At 68.0% G+C, this 22,743-nt stretch carries 21 protein-coding genes; 9 read left to right on the plus strand and 12 right to left on the minus strand.

The features are described 5' to 3' along the window. Positions 1 to 121: 121 nt before the first annotated feature. The 4 genes from MUU77_RS18330 to MUU77_RS18345 form a co-directional block, all read right to left on the minus strand. Entirely contained in the window at positions 122 to 808 is a 687-nt protein-coding gene (locus MUU77_RS18330) for a TonB-dependent receptor plug domain-containing protein (RefSeq protein ID WP_245089976.1), read from the minus strand. Positions 809 to 1,171: 363 nt separating this feature from the next. Beyond that, positions 1,172 to 1,948 carry an N-acetylmuramoyl-L-alanine amidase gene (locus MUU77_RS18335; protein ID WP_245089978.1) on the minus strand — a complete coding sequence of 259 codons (777 nt, stop codon included), beginning with the start codon at positions 1,946 to 1,948 and terminating at the stop codon, positions 1,172 to 1,174. 141 nt (positions 1,949 to 2,089) lie between these two features. Continuing rightward, entirely contained in the window at positions 2,090 to 5,074 is a 2,985-nt protein-coding gene (locus MUU77_RS18340) for a TonB-dependent receptor (protein ID WP_245089980.1), read from the minus strand. 57 nt (positions 5,075 to 5,131) lie between these two features. After that, complete coding sequence (locus MUU77_RS18345; RefSeq protein ID WP_245094682.1) at positions 5,132 to 6,520, minus strand: transglutaminase domain-containing protein; 1,389 nt, start codon at positions 6,518 to 6,520, stop codon at positions 5,132 to 5,134. A 287-nt stretch (positions 6,521 to 6,807) separates the two neighbouring features. Here MUU77_RS18345 and MUU77_RS18350 point away from each other — a divergent pair, with 287 nt between their 5' ends. The 5 genes from MUU77_RS18350 to MUU77_RS18370 are packed head-to-tail and all read left to right on the plus strand — an operon-like array spanning position 6,808 to position 12,318. Further along, complete coding sequence (locus tag MUU77_RS18350) at positions 6,808 to 8,262, plus strand: SH3 domain-containing protein (protein ID WP_245089981.1); 1,455 nt, start codon at positions 6,808 to 6,810, stop codon at positions 8,260 to 8,262. Beyond that, entirely contained in the window at positions 8,259 to 9,356 is a 1,098-nt protein-coding gene (locus MUU77_RS18355) for a dipeptide epimerase (protein WP_245089983.1), read from the plus strand. Before MUU77_RS18350 ends, MUU77_RS18355 begins: the two co-directional genes overlap by 4 nt. Positions 9,357 to 9,410: 54 nt before the next feature. Then, positions 9,411 to 10,268: a MurR/RpiR family transcriptional regulator gene (locus MUU77_RS18360; RefSeq protein ID WP_245089985.1), complete on the plus strand. Its 858-nt coding sequence runs from the start codon at positions 9,411 to 9,413 to the stop codon at positions 10,266 to 10,268. After that, complete coding sequence (locus tag MUU77_RS18365; RefSeq protein WP_245089987.1) at positions 10,268 to 11,059, plus strand: hypothetical protein; 792 nt, start codon at positions 10,268 to 10,270, stop codon at positions 11,057 to 11,059. The genes MUU77_RS18360 and MUU77_RS18365 overlap by 1 nt, the downstream gene beginning before the upstream one ends. After that, positions 11,056 to 12,318 carry a dicarboxylate/amino acid:cation symporter gene (locus tag MUU77_RS18370; protein WP_245089989.1) on the plus strand — a complete coding sequence of 421 codons (1,263 nt, stop codon included), beginning with the start codon at positions 11,056 to 11,058 and terminating at the stop codon, positions 12,316 to 12,318. The genes MUU77_RS18365 and MUU77_RS18370 overlap by 4 nt, the downstream gene beginning before the upstream one ends. A 57-nt stretch (positions 12,319 to 12,375) precedes the next feature. On the opposite strand, the gene MUU77_RS18375 is transcribed toward MUU77_RS18370, so the two are convergent. Then, positions 12,376 to 12,771, minus strand: a complete 396-nt coding sequence (locus tag MUU77_RS18375; protein WP_245089991.1) for a transposase — start codon at positions 12,769 to 12,771, stop codon at positions 12,376 to 12,378. 260 nt (positions 12,772 to 13,031) lie between these two features. On the opposite strand from MUU77_RS18375, the gene MUU77_RS18380 reads away from it, so the two are divergent. Then, entirely contained in the window at positions 13,032 to 13,589 is a 558-nt protein-coding gene (locus MUU77_RS18380) for an Ax21 family protein (RefSeq protein ID WP_245089993.1), read from the plus strand. Positions 13,590 to 13,721: 132 nt separating this feature from the next. Here MUU77_RS18380 and MUU77_RS18385 read toward each other — a convergent pair whose 3' ends face one another. From MUU77_RS18385 to MUU77_RS18405, 5 genes are all read right to left on the minus strand, one after another. Next, positions 13,722 to 14,759: an NAD(P)H-dependent glycerol-3-phosphate dehydrogenase gene (locus MUU77_RS18385; RefSeq protein WP_245089995.1), complete on the minus strand. Its 1,038-nt coding sequence runs from the start codon at positions 14,757 to 14,759 to the stop codon at positions 13,722 to 13,724. Between the two features lie 52 nt (positions 14,760 to 14,811). After that, complete coding sequence (gene secB, locus MUU77_RS18390) at positions 14,812 to 15,324, minus strand: protein-export chaperone SecB (protein ID WP_187573971.1); 513 nt, start codon at positions 15,322 to 15,324, stop codon at positions 14,812 to 14,814. Between the two features lie 96 nt (positions 15,325 to 15,420). Further along, the gene (locus MUU77_RS18395) at positions 15,421 to 15,864 is read right to left on the minus strand and encodes a rhodanese-like domain-containing protein (RefSeq protein ID WP_245089997.1); all 444 of its coding nucleotides are present in this window, start codon (positions 15,862 to 15,864) and stop codon (positions 15,421 to 15,423) included. A gap of 64 nt (positions 15,865 to 15,928) precedes the next feature. Then, positions 15,929 to 16,351, minus strand: coding sequence for a hypothetical protein (locus MUU77_RS18400; RefSeq protein ID WP_245089998.1), 423 nt, complete (start codon positions 16,349 to 16,351; stop codon positions 15,929 to 15,931). Positions 16,352 to 16,379: 28 nt separating this feature from the next. Further along, on the minus strand, positions 16,380 to 16,838 hold the full coding sequence (locus MUU77_RS18405; protein ID WP_245090000.1) for a YiiD C-terminal domain-containing protein: 459 nt from the start codon (positions 16,836 to 16,838) through the stop codon (positions 16,380 to 16,382). A gap of 16 nt (positions 16,839 to 16,854) precedes the next feature. Here MUU77_RS18405 and MUU77_RS18410 point away from each other — a divergent pair, with 16 nt between their 5' ends. From MUU77_RS18410 to MUU77_RS18420, 3 genes are read left to right on the plus strand one after another with little or no spacing between them, the layout of a single operon-like run. Next, positions 16,855 to 17,625, plus strand: coding sequence for a uroporphyrinogen-III synthase (locus MUU77_RS18410; RefSeq protein ID WP_245090010.1), 771 nt, complete (start codon positions 16,855 to 16,857; stop codon positions 17,623 to 17,625). Between the two features lie 44 nt (positions 17,626 to 17,669). Then, the gene (locus tag MUU77_RS18415) at positions 17,670 to 18,689 is read left to right on the plus strand and encodes a uroporphyrinogen-III C-methyltransferase (protein WP_245090013.1); all 1,020 of its coding nucleotides are present in this window, start codon (positions 17,670 to 17,672) and stop codon (positions 18,687 to 18,689) included. Continuing rightward, entirely contained in the window at positions 18,686 to 19,945 is a 1,260-nt protein-coding gene (locus MUU77_RS18420) for a heme biosynthesis HemY N-terminal domain-containing protein (protein ID WP_245090015.1), read from the plus strand. Before MUU77_RS18415 ends, MUU77_RS18420 begins: the two co-directional genes overlap by 4 nt. Before the next feature lie 73 nt (positions 19,946 to 20,018). Here MUU77_RS18420 and MUU77_RS18425 read toward each other — a convergent pair whose 3' ends face one another. Both MUU77_RS18425 and MUU77_RS18430 read right to left on the minus strand, forming a co-directional pair. Next, the gene (locus tag MUU77_RS18425) at positions 20,019 to 21,350 is read right to left on the minus strand and encodes a Fic family protein (RefSeq protein WP_245090017.1); all 1,332 of its coding nucleotides are present in this window, start codon (positions 21,348 to 21,350) and stop codon (positions 20,019 to 20,021) included. A gap of 77 nt (positions 21,351 to 21,427) precedes the next feature. Next, complete coding sequence (locus tag MUU77_RS18430) at positions 21,428 to 22,708, minus strand: acetyl-CoA C-acetyltransferase (protein ID WP_245090019.1); 1,281 nt, start codon at positions 22,706 to 22,708, stop codon at positions 21,428 to 21,430. Between the last annotated feature and the right edge of the window lie 35 nt (positions 22,709 to 22,743).

Consider the following 22,743-nt stretch of genomic DNA (forward strand, 5'->3'; position numbering starts at 1 on the left):
GACAGGCCGAAGATCGTGGCGAACGGCGTGCCGCGCGTGTCCGGCGACAGGCCCCGGTCGGGCTGGAAGGCGTTGGAGAAATCGCGGTCGCTGCCGCGCAGGATGTCGTTCTTCTTGAAGGTCAGCGAACCGAAGACGTTCCAGCGGTCCTGGTCCAGGTCGCCCCAGCCGGCCAGCAGGTTGGTCCGGTAGATGTTGCCGCCCCCTCCTCGGTGGCGTCCACGAACGCCGAGGCCTCCAGGCCCGTGTAGTCGGACTTGGTGATGAAGTTGATCACGCCGCCGATGGCGTCGGTACCGTAGACCGCCGAAGCACCGTCACGCAGCACCTCCACCCGCTCGATCGCCGCGAAGGGAATCGAATTCAGGTCCACCGCACGGCCCTTCAGGCCATGGGTCGCGACCCGGCGCCCATTCAACAGCACCAGCGTGGCGTCGGCCCCCTGGCCGCGCAGGTTGGCGCCGGACACGCCGTTGTTGCCGCGTTGTTCGTCGCTGACGATGCCGGCGTTGCTGGCCAGGTTGTCGGACGAATTGCCCGCGATGTTCAGGAACATCAGCAGCTGCTCTGCCGACGAGATGCCCAGGGCGTCGATGCGCTCCTTCTGCAGCACCGTGATCGGCAACTGGGTCTCGATCTCGGTGCGCTTGATGCGCGAGCCGGTGACCGTGACCGTGTCCAGGGTGCGCGCCGTGCCTTCGGGAGCGGACGCCGCGTCCTGCGCAAGCCCGATGCCGGGAATGGCGAGCCCCAGCATGATGGCGGCGGCGAGATGGCTTGGCTTGAGCGGAAGGGAGCGAGTGGGCATGCGGGATCTCCGGGCTGAAAGGACGCTGCATTACGTGGTCGATACGATGCGCTGCATTGCGCGGAGCACGTCGCCCCGGGGATGGCGTGGACGGTGGGTCCTGGCAGGACATGGACACCGCACCGATGCATCCCAGGAACGTATGGATCCCCATCCGTGCCATCCGGCGCATCCCGTTCCGGACGCGCATTGCAGGCATTGCCTGATGTTTCGGTTGTTGCACCGGCACCCCCGCCGGCTTACCTCACCGCCGGCCCGTGCAGCGGCCGGCGGAAAACCCCTTTCCCAGCGGTGTAGCACGCCCCTCACATTGAGTCAATAAATTATTCTCGCCTCACAAAAAAACGGACTGGAATATTCCTGTCAGGGCGATGCCGGGGCCGGCGCCGGCATGTCGGCAGCACGCGTGAGCGCATGCAGGATGCGCAGGTCCTGCGCGTCCAGTTCGGTGCCTTCCATGCCGCGAAAACGGTGGTGGAACGCGCGCACGGTATCGGCGCGGTCGTCGACGGCATAGCCGATGGCCTGCAATGCGAGCCAGGGATCGAATCCGGCCGGCGGATCCTGCGTGGCATCGGCCGGCCACAGGCCGAAGCCCGCGTCGTGCAGGCGTTTCCACGGGAACAGCGGACCCGGATCGATCTTGCGCGTCGGCGCCAGGTCCGAATGGCCGATGATCTGCGTGGGCGGAATGCGCAGACGCGTGGTCAGGTCGCGCAGCAGCACGATCAGGCTGTCGATCTGCGCATCGGGGAACGGACTTTTGCCGTCGTTGTCGATCTCGATGCCGATGGAGGCGTTGTTGACGTCGGTGATCGCGCCCCAGCGTCCTGAGCCCGCATGCCAGGCACGCTTTGCGTCGCTGACCAGCTGGTAGATCTTTCCGTCCTTGCCGAGCAGGTAGTGCGAACTGACACGTCCTCCGCTGTTGCGGCTGCGCAGCGTGTCCAGCGACTGCTCGACGGACTCCTGCTCGGTGTAGTGCAGCACGATGACCACGGGCCGGCGTTCATCGAAGTTCTTCGACGGCACCCAGGTGGCCAGCGGGTTGCGCGGACCGCTGTGCGCGCAGGCGGCCAGCAGTACGGTCATGGCGGCGACGGCCAGGATGCGCCGCGCGGGCGGGACGGACAGGGTCATGACGGGTTCCTCCGCAAAGGCAGGGCTACAGGAATAGCACGGCGCCCGCATCCCTGCGTGCGCGTGCCGCAACAAAAGAAAGGCCTGCCGCGAACGGCAGGCCACGGGAGAGACACAGCTTCGACCGCATGCGCTGCGCGATCAGAAGTTCCACGTCACCACGAGCTGGGTGTAGCGGGGGGATTGCCACACCGTGCCCTGCCCGAAATGGGGCATTTGTGTTCCCGGCGTGCTTTCATAGCGGGAGTGCACGTTGATCACCGTCTGCCGATTCAGCAGGTTGTACACGGAGAGGCGGGCCTTGAGGTCGATACCGTCCACCGGCAGGGTCCAGGTGACATTCGCGCCCAGATCGTAGACCCAGGGCATGCGGCCAAAAGCACCGCGCTCGGAGTACACCAACTCGCGTGTGGCCCAGTCGGAGCAGTTGGCCACGCACAACCATCCCGAGCCACCACCGCTGAACTCGCCAGGTCCGCCCGCCGAACGGTTATCGTTCGGCCAGACCACGCCGTATGCGGTGATGGGTCCGCCCGAGCGCGCGGAGAACGTGCTGCCGAACGACCATTGCTCGTTGAGCTTGTAGCTGCCCCGCAGCTTGATCTGGTGTCGGGAATCGTTGAAGAGCACGCCGTAGCGCTCGTTGACGGCGGGATGATCGTAGTACTGAACCAAGTTCGTGTCGGCGTAACCCGTATCCGAATTCACCGGGCCTTCCATATTGCCCTCTGACTTGGACCAGAGGTAGCTGGCGTTGAACGCCCACTTGTCGTCCCACGCACGGTCAAGCTGGAACTCCACCGCCTTGTAGGTACGCTTGGGCTTCTTGTAGCCCATGATCGCGCCACTGCCCGATGCGATGTAGCCGTCCTGCGAAGAGTCGAACGTGACCCAGTCGCTGGTGGTGGGGCACCACAAGGTTGTCGTCTCACCCGGGTTGATGATCGGCCAGTCGCCCGAGTACCAGGGACAGCCCTCCACATGGTTGATACGCGCATCCTCGACCGCACGCGTCATGCGGCGGTAGGTGGCATTGACGCCGTACGACCATGCCTGGTTGATCGCCTGCTGGAAGCCCAGGATGAACTCGTCCTGGAAGACCATCTTTAGATCTTTCGCAACTGCGGTGCGGAAGTCCTCCGGAGCCGGCACGTTGTTCGACGTATTCACCGGACCGATCTGCTGGCCGAGGATGGGCAAGAGGTAGGTTCCTGCCACCGGGTGCTCCATCTGGGTCCAACCATCGAGCACGTAGTAGGTGTGTTCGTCGGTGCTGCCCGCGAAGTAGTCGGCCAGCTTGTTGGTCAACGGCAGGTAGTAGCGGCCCGCATTGCCGAAGAACTTGGTCGAGCCATCACCCTTCATGTCCCAGCTGAAGCCGACGCGCGGCGCGATCATGTCGGAGAAGTCGGCCTTGGCGAAGGTTACGCCGGAAGCGTACTTGTTGTGGAACTTGTCCGCACGCAACCCGAGGTTCAGCAACAGATTGGGCGTGACGCTCCAGTTGTCTTCGATGTAGATCGCTTGCGCTTCGGTGGTGACGGGCGTTCCTGTGATGTAGCGGCGCGCATCGACAATGGCGGTGGTGCCCGCCGGAATTACCGTACCGTTGAGGGAACTGCCTGCGTTGGCGGCCTGTACCTGGTAACTGATGCCATCGTTGGGGTAACGCACCGCACTGTTCGAGTCCATGACCTCTTGGTCAAGGCCGAAACGCAGCAAGTGATCGCCCAGTGTCCACTCGAAATCCAGGCGTGCCGCCTCGCGCTTGTCGTCGCGGTCGCCGATGCCGGTATCGGTGGGATGACAGCCTTCAGGGATACCTTCTGGCCCGAACCGGGTGGTGTAACTGCCGGACCGCGTCACGATGCTGCAATCCGAATCCTGATTGCTGCTGTTGGAGGAGCTGCGCTTGTTCACGCCGTACATCGCCTTGGCGGTGAAGTTGTCCGTGAAATGGCCCGTATAGGTGAGCGACCAGTTGTCGCCGCCGGAGCCTGACACGCTGTCGCCCTTCAGCCTGTCCTTGGAGCCCGTGGCCCATGTGTACTTGTAGATGTCGGTCGTCGATTCGCTTTTGTCGGAGAAGGCCAGCAGCTCCAGCAAATGGTCGTCATTGATGCGCCAATCGAGCTTGGTGCCCCAGAAATCGTTGTCGCCCTTGGTGATGAACGCATCATTGGTATCGAAATCCTGCGGACTGCTGTCGCGCTTCTCGTACATCGCGAAGAAGAACAGCTTGTCCTGGACGATCGCGCCCGAGGCCCAGACGTTCGCCTTGTAGAATGAGCTCGTATCGCGACTGGTTCGATTGCGTTCGTCGAGGGTGCCGTCGCGATGGTAGTGGTCTTCTTTCGAGGCCTCCCAAGCGGACGGCTCCAGGGTTACTTCTGCGCCGGCGCGGAACTCGTTGCTGCCCGAGCGCGTTACCGCGTTGATGACGCCGCCGGTGCTTCGTCCGAACTCGGCCGAGTAGCCACCGGTCTTGACCTGGAATTCCTCGTAGAAGCCGAACGGGACCGACGAGAACCCTTGCCGGCGGTACGGATCGGTGACGTTGAGGCCATTGATGTAGACAGCATTCTCCGCGACGGATGACCCGCCGAATGAAAGACCACCGAATGTGGCGCCGGAATTGATCACGCCCGGCGCCAACAGCGCGACAGAGCTAAGGCTCTGATCGACCGGCAATCTCGCGAGTTCCTGCCGGTTGATGTTCGTCGCCGACTCCGTCGAACGCACGTCCACCCGGTTGACCACGCGCGAGCCCACCACCTGCACGGCGTTGAGGTTCACCACGCCGCCGTCGCTGCCCAGGTTGACGGTGGTGGTGCCGCCCAGGGCGACGTTGACGGCCACGGCCTGGCCCACGTCCTCGCCATTGCGCTTGACCTGCAGCTGGTAGTCGCCCACCGGCAGCTGGCTCAGGCGGTAGCCGCCGTCGCCGCCCACCGTCACCGAGCGCGTCGCGCCGGTGGCGGTGTTGGTGATCATGATCTGGTCGCCCGCGCTGGCGCGGCCGGCGACCGCACCGGTCGCGCTCTGCGCCATCGCCGGCGCCATCGACGCCAGGCAGGCGCCCAACGCCAGGCCCAGTGCCGCCTTCTTCAGAACCTTGCCTTTCATCCCCGCTCTCTCCTGCTAAAGATGGTGTTGAATCGTGTGGTGGTGGTGGTGTTGCGGTCAGCCGCGCCCGTCCCGGGGCAGCACGGTCCATTCGAACTGGTAATCCCATTGGTCGAAGTAGAGGTTCCCGCCCCTCCACTCCACTTCGCCGCGCTGCAGGTCCACCGTCTCGGAGCGCTCGTGCTGCTTGGCGGGGATGAAGTCGCGCGAATAGTCGTCGTTGAAGGCGACGCGGTAAGCGTCCAGCCCGCCGAGATAGAACCAGCGCAGCGCCGGATCGTCCGACGCCAGCTGGCCGCTGGTCACGTCCATCGGCACCCAGCCGTACGGCGCCAGGTACAGCGCGCCCCAGTCGTGCATGGTGTCGTGGCCTTCCACGTCCTCGGAATACGCCCAGCCCGACTGCCAGCGCGCGGGAATCCCGTTCATCCGCAGCAGCGTGATCAGCAGCAGCGTCTGCTGCCCGCAGTCGGCGTGTCCGGCGCGGAAGGCGTAGTCGCTGATGTTGGTGATCGTGGAGTATTCGCGGGCACCCGCCCACGGGATGCGGTCCACCGCCGCGAACAGCTTCTGCGCAATGCGGTAGGGATGGGTTTCGTCGCCGACGACCTCGGCGCTGAAGCGGCGCAGGTCGTCGCTGAAGACCACGTGCGGCGCGCGTTCGGCCACGAAGGGTTCCAGCTCCGGCGTCAGGGTGGGCGGCACCACGGCATCCGGGTCTATCGCCACCCGGCGCGCATGCACGGTGACTTCGTAGGTCAGCGAAAAGCTTGTCGGCTGGCCCGCGACCGCGGGGCGCTCCAGGTAGGCCGTGCGCTGCAGCGCACGCTCTGGCGCGACCTGCGGCCTGGCCGGCTGGCTGTCGACCAGGGCGATGGCTTCCTGCTGGCCGGCGATGGCGCGCGGATACGGAATCCACGCACGCACCGTCTCGCCGGCAGGCACGGCGTCGGGCTTGACGGTGATGCGGTGGGTGATGCGGACGCGACGAGGCAGCACGCTGGTGGTTCCCGTCGCCCTGGACACCTGCACGACATCGCGATGATGGCGATGCAGCGTTTCGTAGGGCCCTTGGACGAAGGGGCGCACCGGCGATGCGCGGCGGGCGGCCGCTTCCGGGCTGAGCCGGAACAGGTTGGACACCGACCGGTTGAAGTAGCGCGGCTCGCCATCGATGTCGAGCCGCTCGATCAGCCCGGCGGCGTCCCAGCGCAGGAACTCGTCTTCGCGCAGGTCCGGCACCTGCGCGCGGATGCGCTGGCGTACCGCAGCGCCGTCCAGGCCGAAATCCAGGCGGATGCGCCGCATGCGCTCGCGCTGGAACTGCAGCGCGCGGGCGTCGGCGGCGTTGCGGCCACCCAGTGCCCGTTCGATCGCCTGCTCGGCCTGGTGGAAGCGCCCGCGGTCGATGTCGGCGACGATGGCAGCCAGCGGATCGCCGGCCATGGCCAGCCCCGGCGCCAGGAGTACCATCGGCCACCCGCCCAGGCACAGCCACGCGGCCAACCGGCGCTGCCGGCGCCTGCCGCGTACTGCAATGGTGTGCTGGCAACCGCTGGCATCCACGTCGAACATCCCCTAGCCGACTGGTCACGGTTGTGTAACACGAGGCAAATGCAGGGGTCAATAATTTATTCTTGATTTTTATTCCGTGAGAAATAAATATTCTTGCAGAACCCGCCCCCGGCATGGCGTCATGTGCATCCACGGGCGGGACTGACCAAGGGGAGTGGATGAACGTATCGACGTCGTACCGGCCCAGCGCGTGGCCGCGCACGCCCGGACGCGGCACCCTGGCCCGCGCGCTGGCGCTGGTCCTGCTGGGCGCCACTCTGTCGGCCACCGCACGCGAGCCACTGCCGGTGCCGCGCCACGCGGTCATCGGCGTGGAAGACCACCACCTGCAGGCCGATTACTGGATCGGCAGGCTGGCCCAGCCGCAGCATGCCCTGCTGGACGCGGCCGGCGTCGCCGCACAGAACGCGCGCATGCGCCAGCAGGACCCCCACGTCCACGAGCTGGAGGCGCTGCCCGCGACGCTGACACGCGCCGACGTGCGCGCGTGGCTGGAGCCGCTGTCGGCCCTGCCCACCCGTACGCTGTACGACGACCAGGGCCGCGAGATCGCGGCGGCGAGCCTGGTGGCGATGGCGGCCAACGCGGCGGTCGATGCCGTGCCCGCACAGGCCCCTGCACGCTACGGCCTGGTGGTGCACCGCGCGGACCTGCGGACCTTCCCGACCCGGGAGCGCGTGTTCAGCAGCGCGGGCGACACCGACATCGACCGCTTCCAGGAAAGCGCGCTGTTTCCCGGCACACCGGTGGTCATCGCACACACCAGCGCGGACGGCGACTGGTACTTCGTGGTGAGCCCGCTGTATGCCGCGTGGATCGAGAAGCGGCACGTCGCCGTGGGCACCCGCGAAGCCGTCTTCGGCTACGGCCGCACCGGCCCGGGCCTGGTGGTGACCGGTGCGACCGCCCGCACCGTATACAACCCCGAGGAACCCGGCCTGTCGGCGCTGCAGCTGGACATGGGCGTGCGCGTACCGGTGCTGGCCGACTGGCCGGCGGATGCGCCGGTGAACGGACAGCACCCCTACACCTCGCATGTGATCCAGCTGCCGGTGCGGCGCCAGGACGGCTCGCTGGCCCTGCTGCCGGCCCTGCTGCCGCGCACCGCCGACGTGGCGCCGGACTACCTGCCGCTGACGCCGGCCAACCTGCTGCAGCAGGGCTTCAAGTTCCTGGGCGAGCGCTACGGCTGGGGGCATGGATACGACAGCCGCGATTGCAGCGGATTCGTTTCCGAGGTCTACCGCAGCATGGGCATCGTCCTGCCCCGCAACACCAGCGCACAGGCCGTCAGCCCGGCACTGGAGCGGATCGGCTTCGACCCCGGCGACAGCAACGAGAAGCGGCTGGCCGTGCTGCGCACGCTGCGGGTGGGTGACCTGGTGTACATCCCCGGCCATGTGATGATGGTCATCGGCCACGACAACGGCATCACCTACACCATCCACGACACCACCGGCATCACCTATCGCGGCGCCGACGGCAAGACCGTGCGCGCCAGGCTCAACTCGGTGGCGGTCACGCCGCTGGAACCCTTGCTGTTCAACAGCGAACAGTCCACCGTCGACCGCATCACCGCCATCCAGCGCATCCGTCCCCAAGGGGCTCCATGAAGATCACCGACATCAGGTTCGGCATGCTGCGCGTGCCGTTGAAGACGCCGTTCAAGACCGCCCTGCGCACGGTGGACACGGTGGAGGACATCGTGGTGATCGTGCACACGGACACCGGCCATGTGGGCTACGGCGAAGCGCCGGCGACGGCGGTCATCACCGGCGACACGCACGGCTCCATCGTCGAAGCGGTGGGCAAGTTCATACGGCCCCGCCTGATAGGCCAGGACATCGCCAACCTCAACCGCATCACCGACCTCATCCAGACCGCGCTGGAGCGCAACACCAGCGCCAAGGCCGCGGTGGAGATCGCGGTGTACGACCTGTGGGCGCAGCTGTACGACGCGCCGCTGTACAAGATGCTGGGCGGCGGCGACCCCGTCATCACCACCGACATCACCATCAGCGTGGACTACATCGACAAGATGGTGGCCGACTCGATCAGCGCGGTGGAGCGCGGCTTCGAATCGCTGAAGATCAAGGTGGGCAAGGACATCGGACTGGATATCGAGCGGGTGAAGGCCATCTACTCCGCGGTCGAAGGCCGCGCCCTGCTGCGCCTGGACGCCAACCAGGGCTGGACCGCCAAGCAGGCGGTGTTCGCCATGCAGCACCTGGAGGACGCCGGCGTGGTGCTGGAGCTGCTGGAACAGCCGGTGAAGGCGCGCGACCTGGACGGGCTGAAGTACGTCACCGACCGCGTGCACACGCCGGTGATGGCCGACGAAAGCGTATTCGGCCCCACCGAGGTGATCGACCTGATCAAGATGCGCGCCGCCGACATCATCAACATCAAGCTGATGAAGACCGGCGGCATCTCCAACGCCATCCGCATCGCCGACATCGCCTCGATGTACGGGGTGGAATGCATGATCGGCTGCATGATCGAGACCAGCATCAGCGTGGCCGCGGCCGTACACGTGGCCGCGGCCAAGGCCAACGTCATCACCAAGGTGGACCTGGACGGTCCGTCGCTGGGCCAGTTCAACCCGGTCGAAGGCGGGGTGATCTTCAACGAGTCGGAGATCACCATCACCGAAGCGCCCGGCCTGGGCATCCGCGAGATCCGCGGGCTGGAGCTGCTGCCGGGCTGAGCCCGGCGGCGTGGGCCCGTTGTCAGCCGCGTCCTGCCCCATCACACTCCGGCCATGACCAATCCCCTGGTGAAGATCCGTTCCGAGCGCGACCAGATGTCGGCCATCGAGCGCCGCATCGCCGACTTCATCCTGGACAACGCGCACCTGCTGCGCGACTACTCCTCGCAGCAGCTGGCCAGCGCGCTGGGCATCAGCCAGTCCAGCGTGGTGAAGTTCGCGCAGAAGTCCGGCTTCAAGGGCTATCCCGACCTCAAGTACACCATCGGCGAAGCGATCGCCCGCAACGGCAACGGCCACGCCCAGGCGCCGGAGGCCGTGCAGGACGATGCGCCCGACGCCTACCAGCGGCTGCAGGATGGATTGCGCCGCAGCAAGCTGGCCGCCGAGGAGGAGACCCGCAGCCTCAATCCGCGCGCGCAGATCGAGCCGATCGTGGAGATGATCGACCAGGCCGGGAAGGTATTCGTCTGCGGCCTGGGCGACGATGGCCTGTTCGCGCGCGAGTTCGCCATGCGGCTCTCGTTGCTGGGGCTGCTGACGGTCCATCACGCCGACCCCATCCTGATGATGGCCAACCTGTCCGCCACGCGGCCGGGCGACGTGCTGCTGATGTTCTCCGAATTCGGCAAGCTGCCCGAGCTGTCGCAGGTCAGCCGGCAGTTCCAGGCGTGCGAAGGCAAGGTCATCTCGATCACCCGCCATACCGCCAACCCGTTGCGCGCGCATGCCGACGCCGCCCTGGTGATCTCGGCGCACGACCCGGCGCCGCACGTGGAACAGCTGCTCTACCGCTCGTCGCTGCAATCGCTGCTGGACTTCGTGTTCGTCCTGCTGTGCCAGACCAATCCGGACCGTCACCGCCAGCTCGCCATCAACCTCGAACGCATCCATCACCTGCTGGAGTCGTGATGCCCACAAGCTCGTTTCCGTACCGCTCGTTGCGCTCTTTCGGCCTGGCCGTGCTGATGGCATGCGGCGCCAACGCATGCGCCACCGGCCAACCGGCGGCCGCCCAGCACGCCTGGCGCGATGCCCGCCAGCTGGTGCTGGTGGTGACCGATGGCTGGGGCGCCACCCGCGGCACCCTGCAGCGCTTCGAGCTCCGCGATGGGCGGTGGCAGGCGGCGTCGGCGCCTTCGCCGATCTCGGTGGGGCGCAACGGCGCGGCGTGGGGCCTGGGGTTGCATCCGGCGCAGGCGCAAGGGCCGCAGAAGCAGGAAGGCGATGGTCGGGCGCCGGCAGGCGTGTTCACCCTGGGCGAAGCGTTCGGCTACGCGGACAAGGCCGGCACGGCCATGCCGTACCGGCCGATGCAGGCCACCAGCTACTGCATCGACGTGCCGGATTCGCCGCTGTACAACCGCATCATCGATACCCGCACCGAAGGCGAGGCCGCGGCGGAGGGCTCGACCGAACCGATGCGCCTGGACCTGCACAACCATGGCGATCCGCGTTACCGCGAAGGGCTGGTGATCGGCCACAACCCGATGGCCACCCCGCGCGCCGGCAGCTGCATCTTCGCCCACCTGTGGCGCACGCCGGGCGAGCCGACCGCCGGCTGCACCGCGATGGCGGCCGAGACGATGGACGGCCTGCTGGCCTGGCTGCGTCCCGATGCCCGGCCGGTGTTCGTGCTGCTGCCGCGCGCGGAGTACGACCGCCTGGTCCATGACTGGCGACTGCCGGAGCGTGCGCCGTGAGGTGGCCCGGCGCCACCGCGCGCGTGCTGCTCGGCCTTGTGGCCGGCGCCATCGTCGGCCTGTCTGTGGCGCAGGGCTCGCCCACGTCCGCCGCCACGGCGGTCGCCATCGCGCAGCCCATCGGCAAGCTGTGGCTCAGCGGCCTGCAGATGACCGTGGTGCCGCTGGTGCTGTCCCTGGTGATCCTGGGTGTCGCAACCGCCAGCGATGCGGCCGCCTCTGGCCGCGTCGCCCGTCGCGCGATGGTGGTGTTCATCGCCCTGCTTTCGCTGTTCGCCGCGTATGCGGCCATCGTCGCGCCGCTGGTGCTGGCGATGGTGCCGCCCAGTGAGGCGCTGACGGCCACGCTGCACGGCACGCTGCCGACCGCCGGCGAAGTCGTCGCGCCGGGCCTTGCCGACTGGATCGGCTCGGTCGTTCCCAGCAACGCCATCATGGCGGCGGCACAGGGCGCGATGCTGCCGGTGGTGGTGTTCGCGTTGTTCTTCGGCTTCGCGCTGACCCGCGTGCAGGAGGACCGGCGCGCCCAGATCATCGGCTTCTGCCACGCCATCGCCGACACCATGATCGTCATCGTGCGCTGGATGCTGCTGGCGGCGCCCATCGGCGTGTTCGCGCTGGTCCTGGCGGTATGCGCGCAGGCGGGCATCGGCGTGATCGGCGCGCTGGCCGGTTACATCGCCCTGCAGTGCGGCATGTACCTGGGCGCGACCCTGATCTGCTACCTGCTGGTCGCGGTGCTGGCGCGCCAGTCCCCGCTGGCCTTCGCCAAGGCCATCCTGCCCGCGCAGGTGGTGGCCGCCAGCACGCAGTCATCGCTGGCGTCGCTGCCCGCGATGGTGGAAAGCGCGCGCTTCCGCCTGGGCCACCCGCGCGCGGTGGCCGCGCTGGTGTTGCCGATGGCGGTGACGCTGTTCCGCATCACCAGCCCCATCCAGTACATCGTCGCGGCGTGCTTCGTGGCCTGGGCTTACGGCATCGATGTGAATGCGGTGACGCTGGCGGCCGGCGCGGCGCTGGCCGTGGTCATCAGCCTGGGGTCGATCGGCCTGCCGGGACAGGTGAGTTTCATGGCCACGGTGATGCCGGTGACGCAGTCGATGGGCCTGCCGATCGAACCGCTCGGCCTGCTGCTGGCGGTGGACACCATTCCGGACGTGTTCGCCACCACCGGTAACGTCACCGGCGACCTGACCGCCACCAGCATCGTCGCGCGCCAGTCGCCCGATGCGCGCGACGCCGACGCACCCCTCGACTGAGGCGCGGGCTCACCCTCGCGCCGCGTGGCGCCGCCACGCTGGCGCGATGCCTGCGTCTCAGCAGGGGCGGCCGGCAGGTACCCGCGCACGCAGGTAGGAGCCGACCAGCCGCCGGAGCGGGCCCGCCTTCTCGGGCCGGCTGTCGAGTGCGACGATCACCCTGTCCCACAGGCCCTCGTGGGCCCAGCGCGTGAACCGCACATACACGCTGTGCCACGTTCCTGCGCTGCGCGGCAACTGCACCCAGGGCCGGCCGGTCGCGGCGACCCATAACACCGCGTCCAGGAAAGCCCGTGTGCGTACGCTGTTGCGCGCCCGCACGCTGACCCGCGGCGGCAGTGCCGCCAGCACCGCGCGCCAGTCCTGGTCATCCAGACGCAGTGCCCCATCCCTTTCCGGCACGACCCTGCCGCACTCGTCCGTCTGCGCTGCACGTCCCTGTTCTTCGATCATCACGCGCCTCCTGGCCGCTCGGAAACCTGCGCACCTTGCATGCGCTGCGAATTCCTTCCGCCTGCAGGTTGATTCGCCGCGCGCGGGTGTGGGCGGACATCCGCGCGCTGCGCAAGCGCCGCAAGTTCCCCTGTACCGCGCTTAATTCATGTACTGGTCAGTCTGATATTCAGGGGATGTTGTGAGGTGAAGCGGATACTGCGCCCACCCTCGCAGTGCACCGCGACGGACACACAACAACAAACAGAAAGGCGTTTCCCATGAAGAAGTCCTTGCTTGCCCTGACCCTGCTGGCTGCCGCTCCGTTCGCCGCTTCGGCCGCCGAAGGCGTGTCCTACAACTACGTCGAAGGTGGCTACACCGCGACCAACCTGAGTGACGGCCTGCCGGACGCCGACGGCTGGGGCGTGAAGGGTTCGGTGGCCATCGCCCCGAATTTCCACCTGTTCGGCGACTACACCACGCAGGAGTTCGACGACACCAACGTCGACATCGACAACTACCGTCTGGGCGTGGGCTACAACCACGAGATCAGCCAGCGCGCCGACCTGATCACCCGCGTGGCCTATGAGCGCTACGAGGTGCCGGGCGACCATCTGAACGGCTACAGCGCCGAAGTCGGCGTGCGCGGCGCCATCGCGCCGAAGTTCGAAGGCTTCGCCACCGTCGGCTACGAAGACGGCAGCGACTTCGACGGCGATTTCTACGGCCGTCTGGGTGCGCAGGTGAAGTTCAACCAGAACTGGGGCCTGAGCGGCGATGTGAAGTTCGCCGACAACGACACCCAGTGGTTCGTCGGTCCGCGTTTCACCTGGTAATACGCAACACCGTTCCCCCGCGACGCGTCCTCTCTCCCCGCGTCGCACCCCGCCCGGCCCCTGTGGCCGGGCTTTTTCATGCGGCAAAGAAAAAGCCCGGCCACAGGGGCCGGGCTTTTCGCCTGCGCTGCATTACTTGAACAGCGTTTCCGGATATTCCGGCTTCTGTTCGCGCGCGAGCAGCTGTTGCAGGCCGTCGCGCGGCGTCAGCTCGCCGTGCAGCACGGCGCGTACCGCGCTGGAGATCGGCAGGTCGATGCCGTGGCGGTCGGCCTGGCGCATCACTTCGTCCGCCGTCTGCACCGACTCGACCACCTGGCCGATCTCGCGCACCGCGTCCTGCAGCGACTGGCCACGACCCAGGGCCAGGCCCAGGCGGCGGTTGCGCGAGAGGTCGCCGGTACACGTCAGCACCAGGTCGCCCAGCCCGGCCAGGCCCATCAGGGTTTCCGGCTTGGCGCCGATGGCGGCCGACAGGCGCAGCATCTCGTTGAGGCCGCGGGTGATCAGGCCCGCACGCGCATTGAGGCCCAGCTGCATGCCGTCGGCGACGCCGGTGGCCACGGCCAGGACGTTCTTCATCGCGCCGCCCAGCTCGGCCCCCACCATGTCGTCGCCGGTGTAGGCGCGGAATGCGGGGCCATGCATCACGTCGGCCACGGCCTGCGCGAACACCGGATCGGCGCCATGCACGGTCACCGCGGTGGGCAGGCCCAACGCGACTTCCTTGGCGAAGGAGGGGCCGGTGACGACGGCCAGCGGCACGTCGGGGCCCAGGATGTCTTCGGCCACCTCATGCAGGAAGCGGCCCGAGCCCGTCTCGAAGCCCTTGGTGGCCCACGCCACGCCCGCGCCCGCGGGACGCAGCGGCGCCAGCTTGCGCAGCGTTTCGGTGAAGGCATGCGAGGGCACCACCACCAACACCTGGTCGGCCCCCTCGAGCGAGGTCTCCAGATCGGTGGTGGCGCGCAGCGTGAGCGGCAGCGGGATACCGGGCAGGTAGCGCGTGTTCTCGTGCTGCGCATCGATGGCCGCGGCGACCACGGGGTCGCGGCCCCACAGGGTGACCGCGTGGCCATGCCGCGCCATCAGCGCGGCGAGCGCCGTGCCCCAGGAACCGGCACCCAGCACCGCGATCCTCAGCGGTGCGCTTGCTTGCAGATCAGTCATCCGCCACCCCTGTGCGAAGCGTCGCCGCCCTGACGGGATTGTGCATCACGGATCAGGCGTTGCCGGCGGGTTCCGAGTTGGCCAGGCCAGCGTCGCCCTGCGCGGCGCGCTGGCGCAGCGATTCGGCGTACAGGGCCTCGAAATTGATCGGCTGCAGGAAGAACGGCGGGAAGCCGCCGGCCTGCACCAGGTCGCTGACCAGCTGGCGCACGTACGGGAACAGGATGTTCGGGCACTGGGTGCCGAGCAGCACGTCCACGGCCTGCGCTTCCAGGCCCATCAGGCCGAAGATGCCGGCCTGCTGCACTTCCGCGACGTAGGCGGTCTTGTCGCCGGCCTTGCAGGTCAGGGTCACGCCCAGCACCACTTCGAAGGCATTCTCGCCCAGGCGCTGCACGCGCTGGTTGAGGTTGAGCTGCAGCTCCGGCTGCACGTTCTCGGTGAAGATCGCCGGGGCGCCGGGCACTTCGAAGGAAACGTCCTTGACGTAGATCTTCTCGACAGTGAAGGCAGGGCCAGCGGCTTCGGCGGGCGCGACCGCGCCGTTGGTGGTCTCGTCGGACATTTCGTACTCCGGAATCAGGATTGATGCAGTGAATGGAAGATTATGGCATGGCGCCGGCACGGCCCCGCTTCAAGGGGCCATACCGGCCAGGCGGACTCAGCGGCCCTTGACCAGCGGCAGGTCGGCCTGCTGCCAGGCGGCGACGCCGCCGTCCAGCACGTAGACCTTTTCGAAGCCGGCCTTCTTCAGGCGCTTGGCGGCGCCGCCCGCGGTCTGCCCGGTGCGGCAGACCAGCACCACCGGCTGGGACTTGGCCCCGGCCAGCAGCTTGTGGTCGGGACCGAAGCTGCTGGGCAGCACGTTGCGGCTGCCGGCGATGTGGCCCTTCTCGAAGTCGTTGCTCGCCGACAGGTCCACGACCAAGGCGTTTTCGCTGTTGACCAGGTGGGTCAGCTCGGCCGGGCGCAGGGCCTTGTAGCCGCGGAACAGGCGCGCGATCTCGGTGTACACGATGGCCACCGTCAGGCCGACCAGTGCCAGCGACAGGATCTGGTTGAAGGGCGAACGGGTGGCGAAAGCCAGGATTTCTTCGAAATTCACAGGGTTGGCGACCGTGGAGCGGGCGGCGATTGTCGCACAGGACGCCGCCGCGGACGCCCGGCGGCTACTGGCCTTTCCACAGGTCGGGCAACCCGACCACCAGCCACCAGCGCTTGGCCTGGGGATCCCAGCGCCAGCGCTCGACGTAACGCTCCGTGCGTTCGGCCATGGTGTGCTTGTTGATGACCCGCAGCTCCACGGCCCGTTCGACCGTGCCATCGGGGCCGCCGCGGCTGGAGAGATCGCGGTAACCGGATATCTGGACCTGCTTGTACCGCTCGAACTCCAGCTCGGTCATGGGGTGTTCGGCACGGTAGGCCGGGTCGACGGCCTGCCAGGCGTTCTCGAACTCGCCCCAGCGGATGGAGGCCGCGTACGCGTCCTGCACCTGCTGCAGCTTGCCGCGCTGCATCCGGCTCTGCGCGTGGGCAGGCGCGAGCATCGCCAGCAGCCCCAGTACCCACAGCATTCGTGCGATCACCCGCATGGCATCCCCTCCCGTTGCTGACCGCATGCTACCGCTTCGCGATGGCGACGTAGCGCCCGCTGAGCGTGGTGGCCAGTCCGCCTTCAGGCAGCAGCACGCGCGCATCCAGCTGGACGCGCGCACGGCCGCGCTGCACCAGCGTGTCGACGAAGACGTCCCACGCCTGTCCTTCGGCGAGCACCGCCTCGGCGACGAGGTCGTCGTACAGCGGAGCGAGGTAGCGGATCTGGCTGTCGGCCACGTAGACCTCGGCCTTCAGGCCGGCCAGTCGCAGCTTCAGCGTCACCAGCCCCCAGCCGGCCACCGTCATCAGCGACGTCAGGCTGCCGCCGAAGGCGTTGCCCTTGTCGTTGACGTTGGCCGACAGCGGCGCGGTCAGCCGCAGCGCGTCGCCGCGCATGCCCTCCACATCGACCTGCATCGCCGCCACCGGCGGCATGCCGCGGCAGTACTCACGCAGTTCCTGCAGGGCTTCTTCCAGACTCATCGCTCATAATCCGCGCATGGGACATCCAACGCCGCCGGCATGGTACGTCATCTCGCTGCGACCCCAGGGTGGCCACGCGGCGCTGCGCCGCGCCGCGCACCGGTACGGCGCAGGCCTGCTGGCGCTGTCGCCCTGGCGCATCCGCCATTGCGACGACGCGGCCACCCGTGCGGCCTTGCGGAGGGCGCTGCAGTGCCCGCGGGTGGTGTTCACCAGCCCCGCCGCCGTGGCCGCCGCGCATGCGCTCGAACGGCTGCACGCGCATCCCGGACAGGCCTGGCTCGCGGTCGGCGCCGGGACCGCCGCGGCACTGCGCCGCGCCGGTATCGCCCAGGTGTCGTTTCCCGATCGCATGGACAGCGAGGGCCTGTTGGCACTGCCCGCGCTGGCGGACCTGCACGATACGGACGTCGGGTTCGTCACCGCGCCCGATGGCCGCAACCTGCTGGTGCCCACGCTGGTGGCGCGTGGCGCGCGCGTGCATCGGGCCGAGGTCTACCGGCGCGAGTCCGTTGCGCTGTCCCGCCGTGCGCTGGAGGCCCTGGCGACGCTGCAGGCCCCCGCCTGCCTGTTGTTGAGCAGCGGTGGCGCGCTGGAACAGGTGCTGGCCCAGCTTCCCGAGGCGCTCTCGACGCGGCTCAGGAATGCCGTCGTCGTCGCCGCCAGCGCGAGGCTGGCCGAGGCGGCGCGGACGGCGGGCTTCGCCCGCGTCGTCCTGGCCGACGGCCCGCGCCCGGCGCAGCTGATGAAAGCGGCGTGCACGATCCGGCCGGCCGGCATCCGGTAGCATCTGCGGCCTCCATCACGTTTCGTCCCGCGACCAGGATGCTTGTGAACGACGAACCCGCCTCCCCCCGCCGCACCCCCGGTGCCGGCCGCTTCATCGCGCTGGCCGTACTGGTGCTGGTGGCCTGCCTGGCGGTCTGGCGTGGCTGGGTGTGGTGGCAGGCCCGGGGCGAAGGGAAACTGGACGAGCAGGCCATGACGATGCAGCGCCTGGAGGCGCTGGAGGCGCGTGCCGAAGCCCTGCGGCGCGACCAGCGCGCGCAGGCGCAGCGCCTGCTGGACGCCGCGGCCACCAACCGCGTGCTGCGCGACGAAGTCCTGGGCCTGGGCCAGCGCGGCGCCCTGCTCGAGGAAAGCGTCGCCAAGCTGACCGACCCCGACCGCCACGGTGCACAGGCCTTGCGGCTGGACGAGGTGGAACTGCTGCTGTCCCTGGCCGCGCAGCGGCTGGAGATCGCCCACGACCCGGCCGGTGCCCGGCGCGCGTATGCGCTGGCCGCCGGCGTACTGGACGGCCTGGACGACCATCGGCTGCTGAACCTGAAGCAGGCGCTGGCGCAGGAACGCCTCGCCGTCGACGCGCTGGGCGCCGGTGCGCGCGCCGACGCTTTCGCCAGCCTGGACGCCCTGGCGGATGCGCTCACCGGCCTGCCCCGACAGGTGCCGGCGGCAGCGCCGGGACAGGTGCGCCCCGCGTGGCAGCGCTGGCTGGCGCCCCTGGTGGACGTGCGGCCTTCGCGCGCCACCACGCTGGTGGCGCCCGACCAGCGGGCCGCGGCGGACGTGGCCTTGCAGATCGAGATCAGCCTGGCGCGGGCCGCACTCGAGCGTGGCGACGACGCTGCCTATCGCGCCGCCCTGGCCCGGGTGGACGCATGGCTGCCACGACTGTGGCCGGACTCGCCGGCACGACGTCGGGTTCACGCACGGCTGCGCACATTGCAGCAGGCGCAAGCGCCTGCGCGCCCGGCCGAACTGGGCAGCACGCTGCAGCAGTTGCGCACGCTGCGCAGCGCCGGCATGCGGCTGCGCCCGACCATGGAGACGCCGGAGGCGACGCCGTGAAAACGTTCCGCACCGTGGTGTTGATGCTGTTGCTGGTGCTGGCCGGCGTGCTGGCGGCGCAATGGATGGCCGGCACCGACCGCGACCTGGGCGAGGTGTTCATCCGCTTCGCCGGCTACGACCTGCATACGAACGTTCCGCGGGCCGCACTGGCGCTGCTGTTGGCGGGCGGCGTGGCCTGGCTGCTCTGGCGGGTGATCACCCTGCCGTTCCATGCCTGGGCCCGGCACCGTCGCAAGCAGGCGCGCGCAAGGCTCATCGACGGCCTGGAAGCGCTGCATGCCGGCCACTGGCATAAGGCCGAAAAGCAGCTCGAACGCGCCGCTGGCGACGAAGAGGTCGGCGCGGTCGCGCGCGTCGCCGCGGCAAGGGCGGCGCAGGCCCGCGGCGACGAGGCGGCGTTGCAACGCCACCTGGCCGCGCTGCGCGAACGCTCGGTACCCTCGCACGCGATCATCGCCGCGCAGCTGGCGCTGGATGCCGGACGCCCGCAGGACGCGCTGCCGGTGCTGGATGCCGCCGATGTGCAGCCGCTCCCGCCGCGCGGCCTGGCCTTGCGTGCCGAGGCCCTGGCGGGCATGGCGCAGGCAGGGGACGCTTATGGCCTGCTGGGCGCATTGAAGCAGCAGCAGGCCCTGGCGCCTGCTGCGTTCGATGCGCTGGAGACGCGCCTTGCCGCACAGTCGCTGCATGAAGCCGCCGATCCCAACATCCTGGCCGAGCGCTGGGAAACCCTCACCAAGCCGTTGCGGCAGCAGCCGCCGGTGGTGGCCGCCTATGCCGGACGCGCCGCCTCACTGCGCTGGGAAGACGCGGCCACGCGCAGCATCGAACAGGCCCTGGAGATCCGCTGGGACGAGGACTTGGTGGCGCTCTACGGCCGGCTGCCGGTGGGCAAGCTGGATTCGCGCCGCGCCAGCGCCCAGCACTGGCTGCAGTCCCACCCCGCCAGCCCCGCGCTGCTGGTCACCCTGGGACGGCTGGCCCGCCTGCAAGGGCAATGGACGCAGGCGCAGGAGTTCCTGCACCGGGCGATCGCACAGGGCGCAGGGGCCGACGCCTGGGAGGAACTGGGCACGGGCTTCGCCGACGCCGGCGACGCCGCATCGGCCCAGCAGTGCTACGCCAACGCGCTGAAGACGAGCCGCGGCGAAGCGGCCACGCAGCTCGCCGTGCGCGACATGAAGCAGACCATCCACGACGAAGCCGTCATGGAAGAACGCGATGCGCACGGACTGCCGCGGCTGAAGGACTGAAGCGCGACGCATCCCAGCTGTGTGGCGCGGTGGCTGCATCGCGGCTCGTGCCATCGTAAACGCCATACCTGCGTCACTTCAGTCGTCGGACCAGGTCGGGCACCGGCGTGTACAGGAATGCGCGACCGATTCTCTGGCATCGCATCAGCTTCAACTCCACCAGCGATCCAAGGTCGGTACGCGCTGTCTGATACGTCACGCCATGGACCTGCATGTGCCGATCGATCCGGTAGGCCTTGTCCGGATGCCTGACCGCATCGATCAGCAGTTCGCGCTGCCGGTGGTTGAGGCGGGCACCGAGCGAAGAAGAAGGCTTCAGCAGCGCCTGCGCCTTGCCGCGCTCTTCGACCTTGCGCGCGAGATAGCCATGCAGATTGTCGATCGCATCCACGATGACCTCCAGATGATGGTCGACGAAGTAGGACAGATCCGACTCATCGGTTTCGGTCTGCAGGTATGACCGGAGATACCGGGCCTTGGCATCCTTGAAGACACTGGAGATGGACAGATACTCGGTCAGCCAGTATCCCGACCTCAGCATCGACCAGTAGAACAGCGTCCTGGCCGTTCTGCCGTTGCCGTCGCAGAACGGATGGTCGTAACCGATCTGGAAATGGATGGCGATGGCCCTCACCACAGGATGCAGGAAGCCCTCCCCGTCGTGAACGCCATTGGCGAAATCGCACAACGCGCGCAGGCGCTGTGGAAGTTCTTCCGCGCGTGGCGGCGAATGAAGCACGCGTCCGGTCTCGTCCTCGACGACCACGTTGTCCGCTGCCGTGCGAAAACGCCCGGCCTGGGACGGGTCTTCGAGCGTGTCCGAGGTGATAAGCCTGTGTATCTCGAAAACGGCGTCAGGCGTGAGCGGCTGGTCGCGCCAGCGCTTCAGTTCCTGCATGGCGAGATAGGTGTTGTAGATCATCCGCTCGCCGTGATCGCGGGGCTTGCGCCCGCTCCGCAACATGTCCTTGGCGACCGCACGCGTGGTGCCTGCGCCCTCGAGCTGCGATGACGTCATCGCCTCCTCGATCTGTGAGCGGATGAGCAACCGGTGTTTGGCGTGCTCGTCTTCCTGCTGGTCCAATCCTCGGATCGACCCTGCCGCCTGCTTCGTAATGGTATGCAGCTTGCTCGCGATCGAGTCCGTCAGGGCGACGCGGAATGGCCTGCCATCGCGATCCAGAAGCGGCAGATCCCGCGCCGCGGCGCTGCGTGCCAGCTTGATGGCAAGCCACCATTGTTCGTGGTCCAGCCCCGTTGGCGGCGTGAGATGCCGGAGATGATCCCAATGCTCGTACCGTCCCTTTACCTCAGGGCCGATCCGCCGACGCAAGAGCCCGCCCAGCGCCCCGCCATGCTTGTCCAGCAATACGCTCAGGGGCTGGGGTGCGAGCGGGATCTTCATGGCAGCCGTCAATGTACTACTAATTCATAAGCAAATTAGTAGTTTGCTGACATTTCGCCATAAGTAATTGATTTTAATTATCTTTCTATGATCGCTACTACGCCCATGCCGCCCGCGGTGCAGATGGACACCAGCGCACGGCCGCCGCCGCGCTGTTTCAGTTCCTTGGCCACGGTGGCGACGATGCGGGCGCCGGTGGCGGCGAAGGGGTGGCCCGTGGCCAGCGAGGAGCCGTTGGGGTTCATCCTGGCCGGGTCGATCCTGCCCAGCGGCGCATCCAGGCCCAGGCGGTTGCGGCAGTAGTCCTCGCTCTCCCACGCGCGCAGCGTGCACAACACCTGCGCGGCGAACGCCTCGTGGATTTCGTAGATGTCGAAATCCTGCAGCGTCAGGCCCTGGCGCTTCAGCATTTCCGGCACCGCCACCGTGGGCGCCATCAACAGGCCTTCGCCGTGCACGAAATCCACCGCGGCCACCTGCGCATCCCTGAGGTAGGCCAGCGGCTCGTGGCCGTGCGCCCTGGCCCATTCATCGCTGGACAGCAGCACCGCGGCGGCGCCGTCGGTCAGCGGCGTGGAGTTGGCGGCCGTCAGCGTGCCGCGGCCGGAGGTCTTGTCGAAGGCCGGCTTCAGCGTGGCCAGCTTTTCCAGCGAGGTATCGGGGCGCAGGATGTTGTCGCGTTCCTGGCCGCGGAACGGCACGACCAGATCGTCGAAGAACCCGCGCTCGTAGGCGGCGGCCAGCTTCTTGTGCGAGGCCACCGCCAGTTCGTCCTGCGAGTCGCGCGAGATGTTCCATTCCTTGGCCATGTCCTCGCAGTGGTCGCCCATGCTCTTGCCGGTGCGCGGCTCGGCCACGCCGGGGAACTCGGGCTTGAGCTCGGCGAACTTGAAGCCGCTCACCAGGGCCTTGATCTTGTCCTGCGTGGTCCTGGCGCGGTTGGCGGCGAGCAGGCGCGCGCGCAGCTTCTTGCCGTACACGATGGGCACTTCGGACGTGGTGTCCGATCCGCCGCCGATGCCCGATTCGATCTGGCCCAGCGCGATCTTGTTGCCGATGTGGATGATGGTGTCCAGGCTGGTGCCGCAGGCGCGCTGCAGGGTAATGCCCGGGGTCAGCGGCGACAGGCCGGACGAGAGTGCGGCTTCGCGGCCCAGGTTCCAGTCGGACGAATGCTTGATCACCGCGCCCATGGCCACTTCGCCCAGCCGCTGGCCGTGCAGGCCGAAGCGCTCGACCAGTGCGCCCAGCGTGCGCACCGACATGCCCAGGTTCCCCACATCCGCGTAGGCCGTGTTCTGGCGGCAGAACGGAATGCGGACGCCGCCGAGGATGGCGACGGGGCGGGGACCGGGCATGGGGACCTCTTGGCGTTGGCGATGTGGGGAGGGGT

The organism is Pseudoxanthomonas sp. F37, assembly GCF_022965755.1.
Lineage (GTDB): Bacteria > Pseudomonadota > Gammaproteobacteria > Xanthomonadales > Xanthomonadaceae > Pseudoxanthomonas_A.

What these genes read in the sequence shown, in the direction of transcription:
- MUU77_RS18330 (WP_245089976.1), bottom strand. Translation starts at nt 808, where the DNA reads ATGCCCACTCGCTCCCTTCCGCTCAAGCCAAGCCATCTCGCCGCCGCC.
- MUU77_RS18335 (WP_245089978.1), bottom strand. Translation starts at nt 1,948, where the DNA reads ATGACCCTGTCCGTCCCGCCCGCGCGGCGCATCCTGGCCGTCGCCGCC.
- MUU77_RS18340 (WP_245089980.1), bottom strand. Translation starts at nt 5,074, where the DNA reads ATGAAAGGCAAGGTTCTGAAGAAGGCGGCACTGGGCCTGGCGTTGGGC.
- MUU77_RS18345 (WP_245094682.1), bottom strand. Translation starts at nt 6,520, where the DNA reads ATGGCCGGCGATCCGCTGGCTGCCATCGTCGCCGACATCGACCGCGGG.
- MUU77_RS18350 (WP_245089981.1), top strand. Translation starts at nt 6,808, where the DNA reads ATGAACGTATCGACGTCGTACCGGCCCAGCGCGTGGCCGCGCACGCCC.
- MUU77_RS18355 (WP_245089983.1), top strand. Translation starts at nt 8,259, where the DNA reads ATGAAGATCACCGACATCAGGTTCGGCATGCTGCGCGTGCCGTTGAAG.
- MUU77_RS18360 (WP_245089985.1), top strand. Translation starts at nt 9,411, where the DNA reads ATGACCAATCCCCTGGTGAAGATCCGTTCCGAGCGCGACCAGATGTCG.
- MUU77_RS18365 (WP_245089987.1), top strand. Translation starts at nt 10,268, where the DNA reads ATGCCCACAAGCTCGTTTCCGTACCGCTCGTTGCGCTCTTTCGGCCTG.
- MUU77_RS18375 (WP_245089991.1), bottom strand. Translation starts at nt 12,771, where the DNA reads ATGATCGAAGAACAGGGACGTGCAGCGCAGACGGACGAGTGCGGCAGG.
- MUU77_RS18380 (WP_245089993.1), top strand. Translation starts at nt 13,032, where the DNA reads ATGAAGAAGTCCTTGCTTGCCCTGACCCTGCTGGCTGCCGCTCCGTTC.
- MUU77_RS18385 (WP_245089995.1), bottom strand. Translation starts at nt 14,759, where the DNA reads ATGACTGATCTGCAAGCAAGCGCACCGCTGAGGATCGCGGTGCTGGGT.
- secB (WP_187573971.1), bottom strand. Translation starts at nt 15,324, where the DNA reads ATGTCCGACGAGACCACCAACGGCGCGGTCGCGCCCGCCGAAGCCGCT.
- MUU77_RS18400 (WP_245089998.1), bottom strand. Translation starts at nt 16,351, where the DNA reads ATGCGGGTGATCGCACGAATGCTGTGGGTACTGGGGCTGCTGGCGATG.
- MUU77_RS18405 (WP_245090000.1), bottom strand. Translation starts at nt 16,838, where the DNA reads ATGAGTCTGGAAGAAGCCCTGCAGGAACTGCGTGAGTACTGCCGCGGC.
- MUU77_RS18410 (WP_245090010.1), top strand. Translation starts at nt 16,855, where the DNA reads ATGGGACATCCAACGCCGCCGGCATGGTACGTCATCTCGCTGCGACCC.
- MUU77_RS18425 (WP_245090017.1), bottom strand. Translation starts at nt 21,350, where the DNA reads ATGAAGATCCCGCTCGCACCCCAGCCCCTGAGCGTATTGCTGGACAAG.
- MUU77_RS18430 (WP_245090019.1), bottom strand. Translation starts at nt 22,708, where the DNA reads ATGCCCGGTCCCCGCCCCGTCGCCATCCTCGGCGGCGTCCGCATTCCG.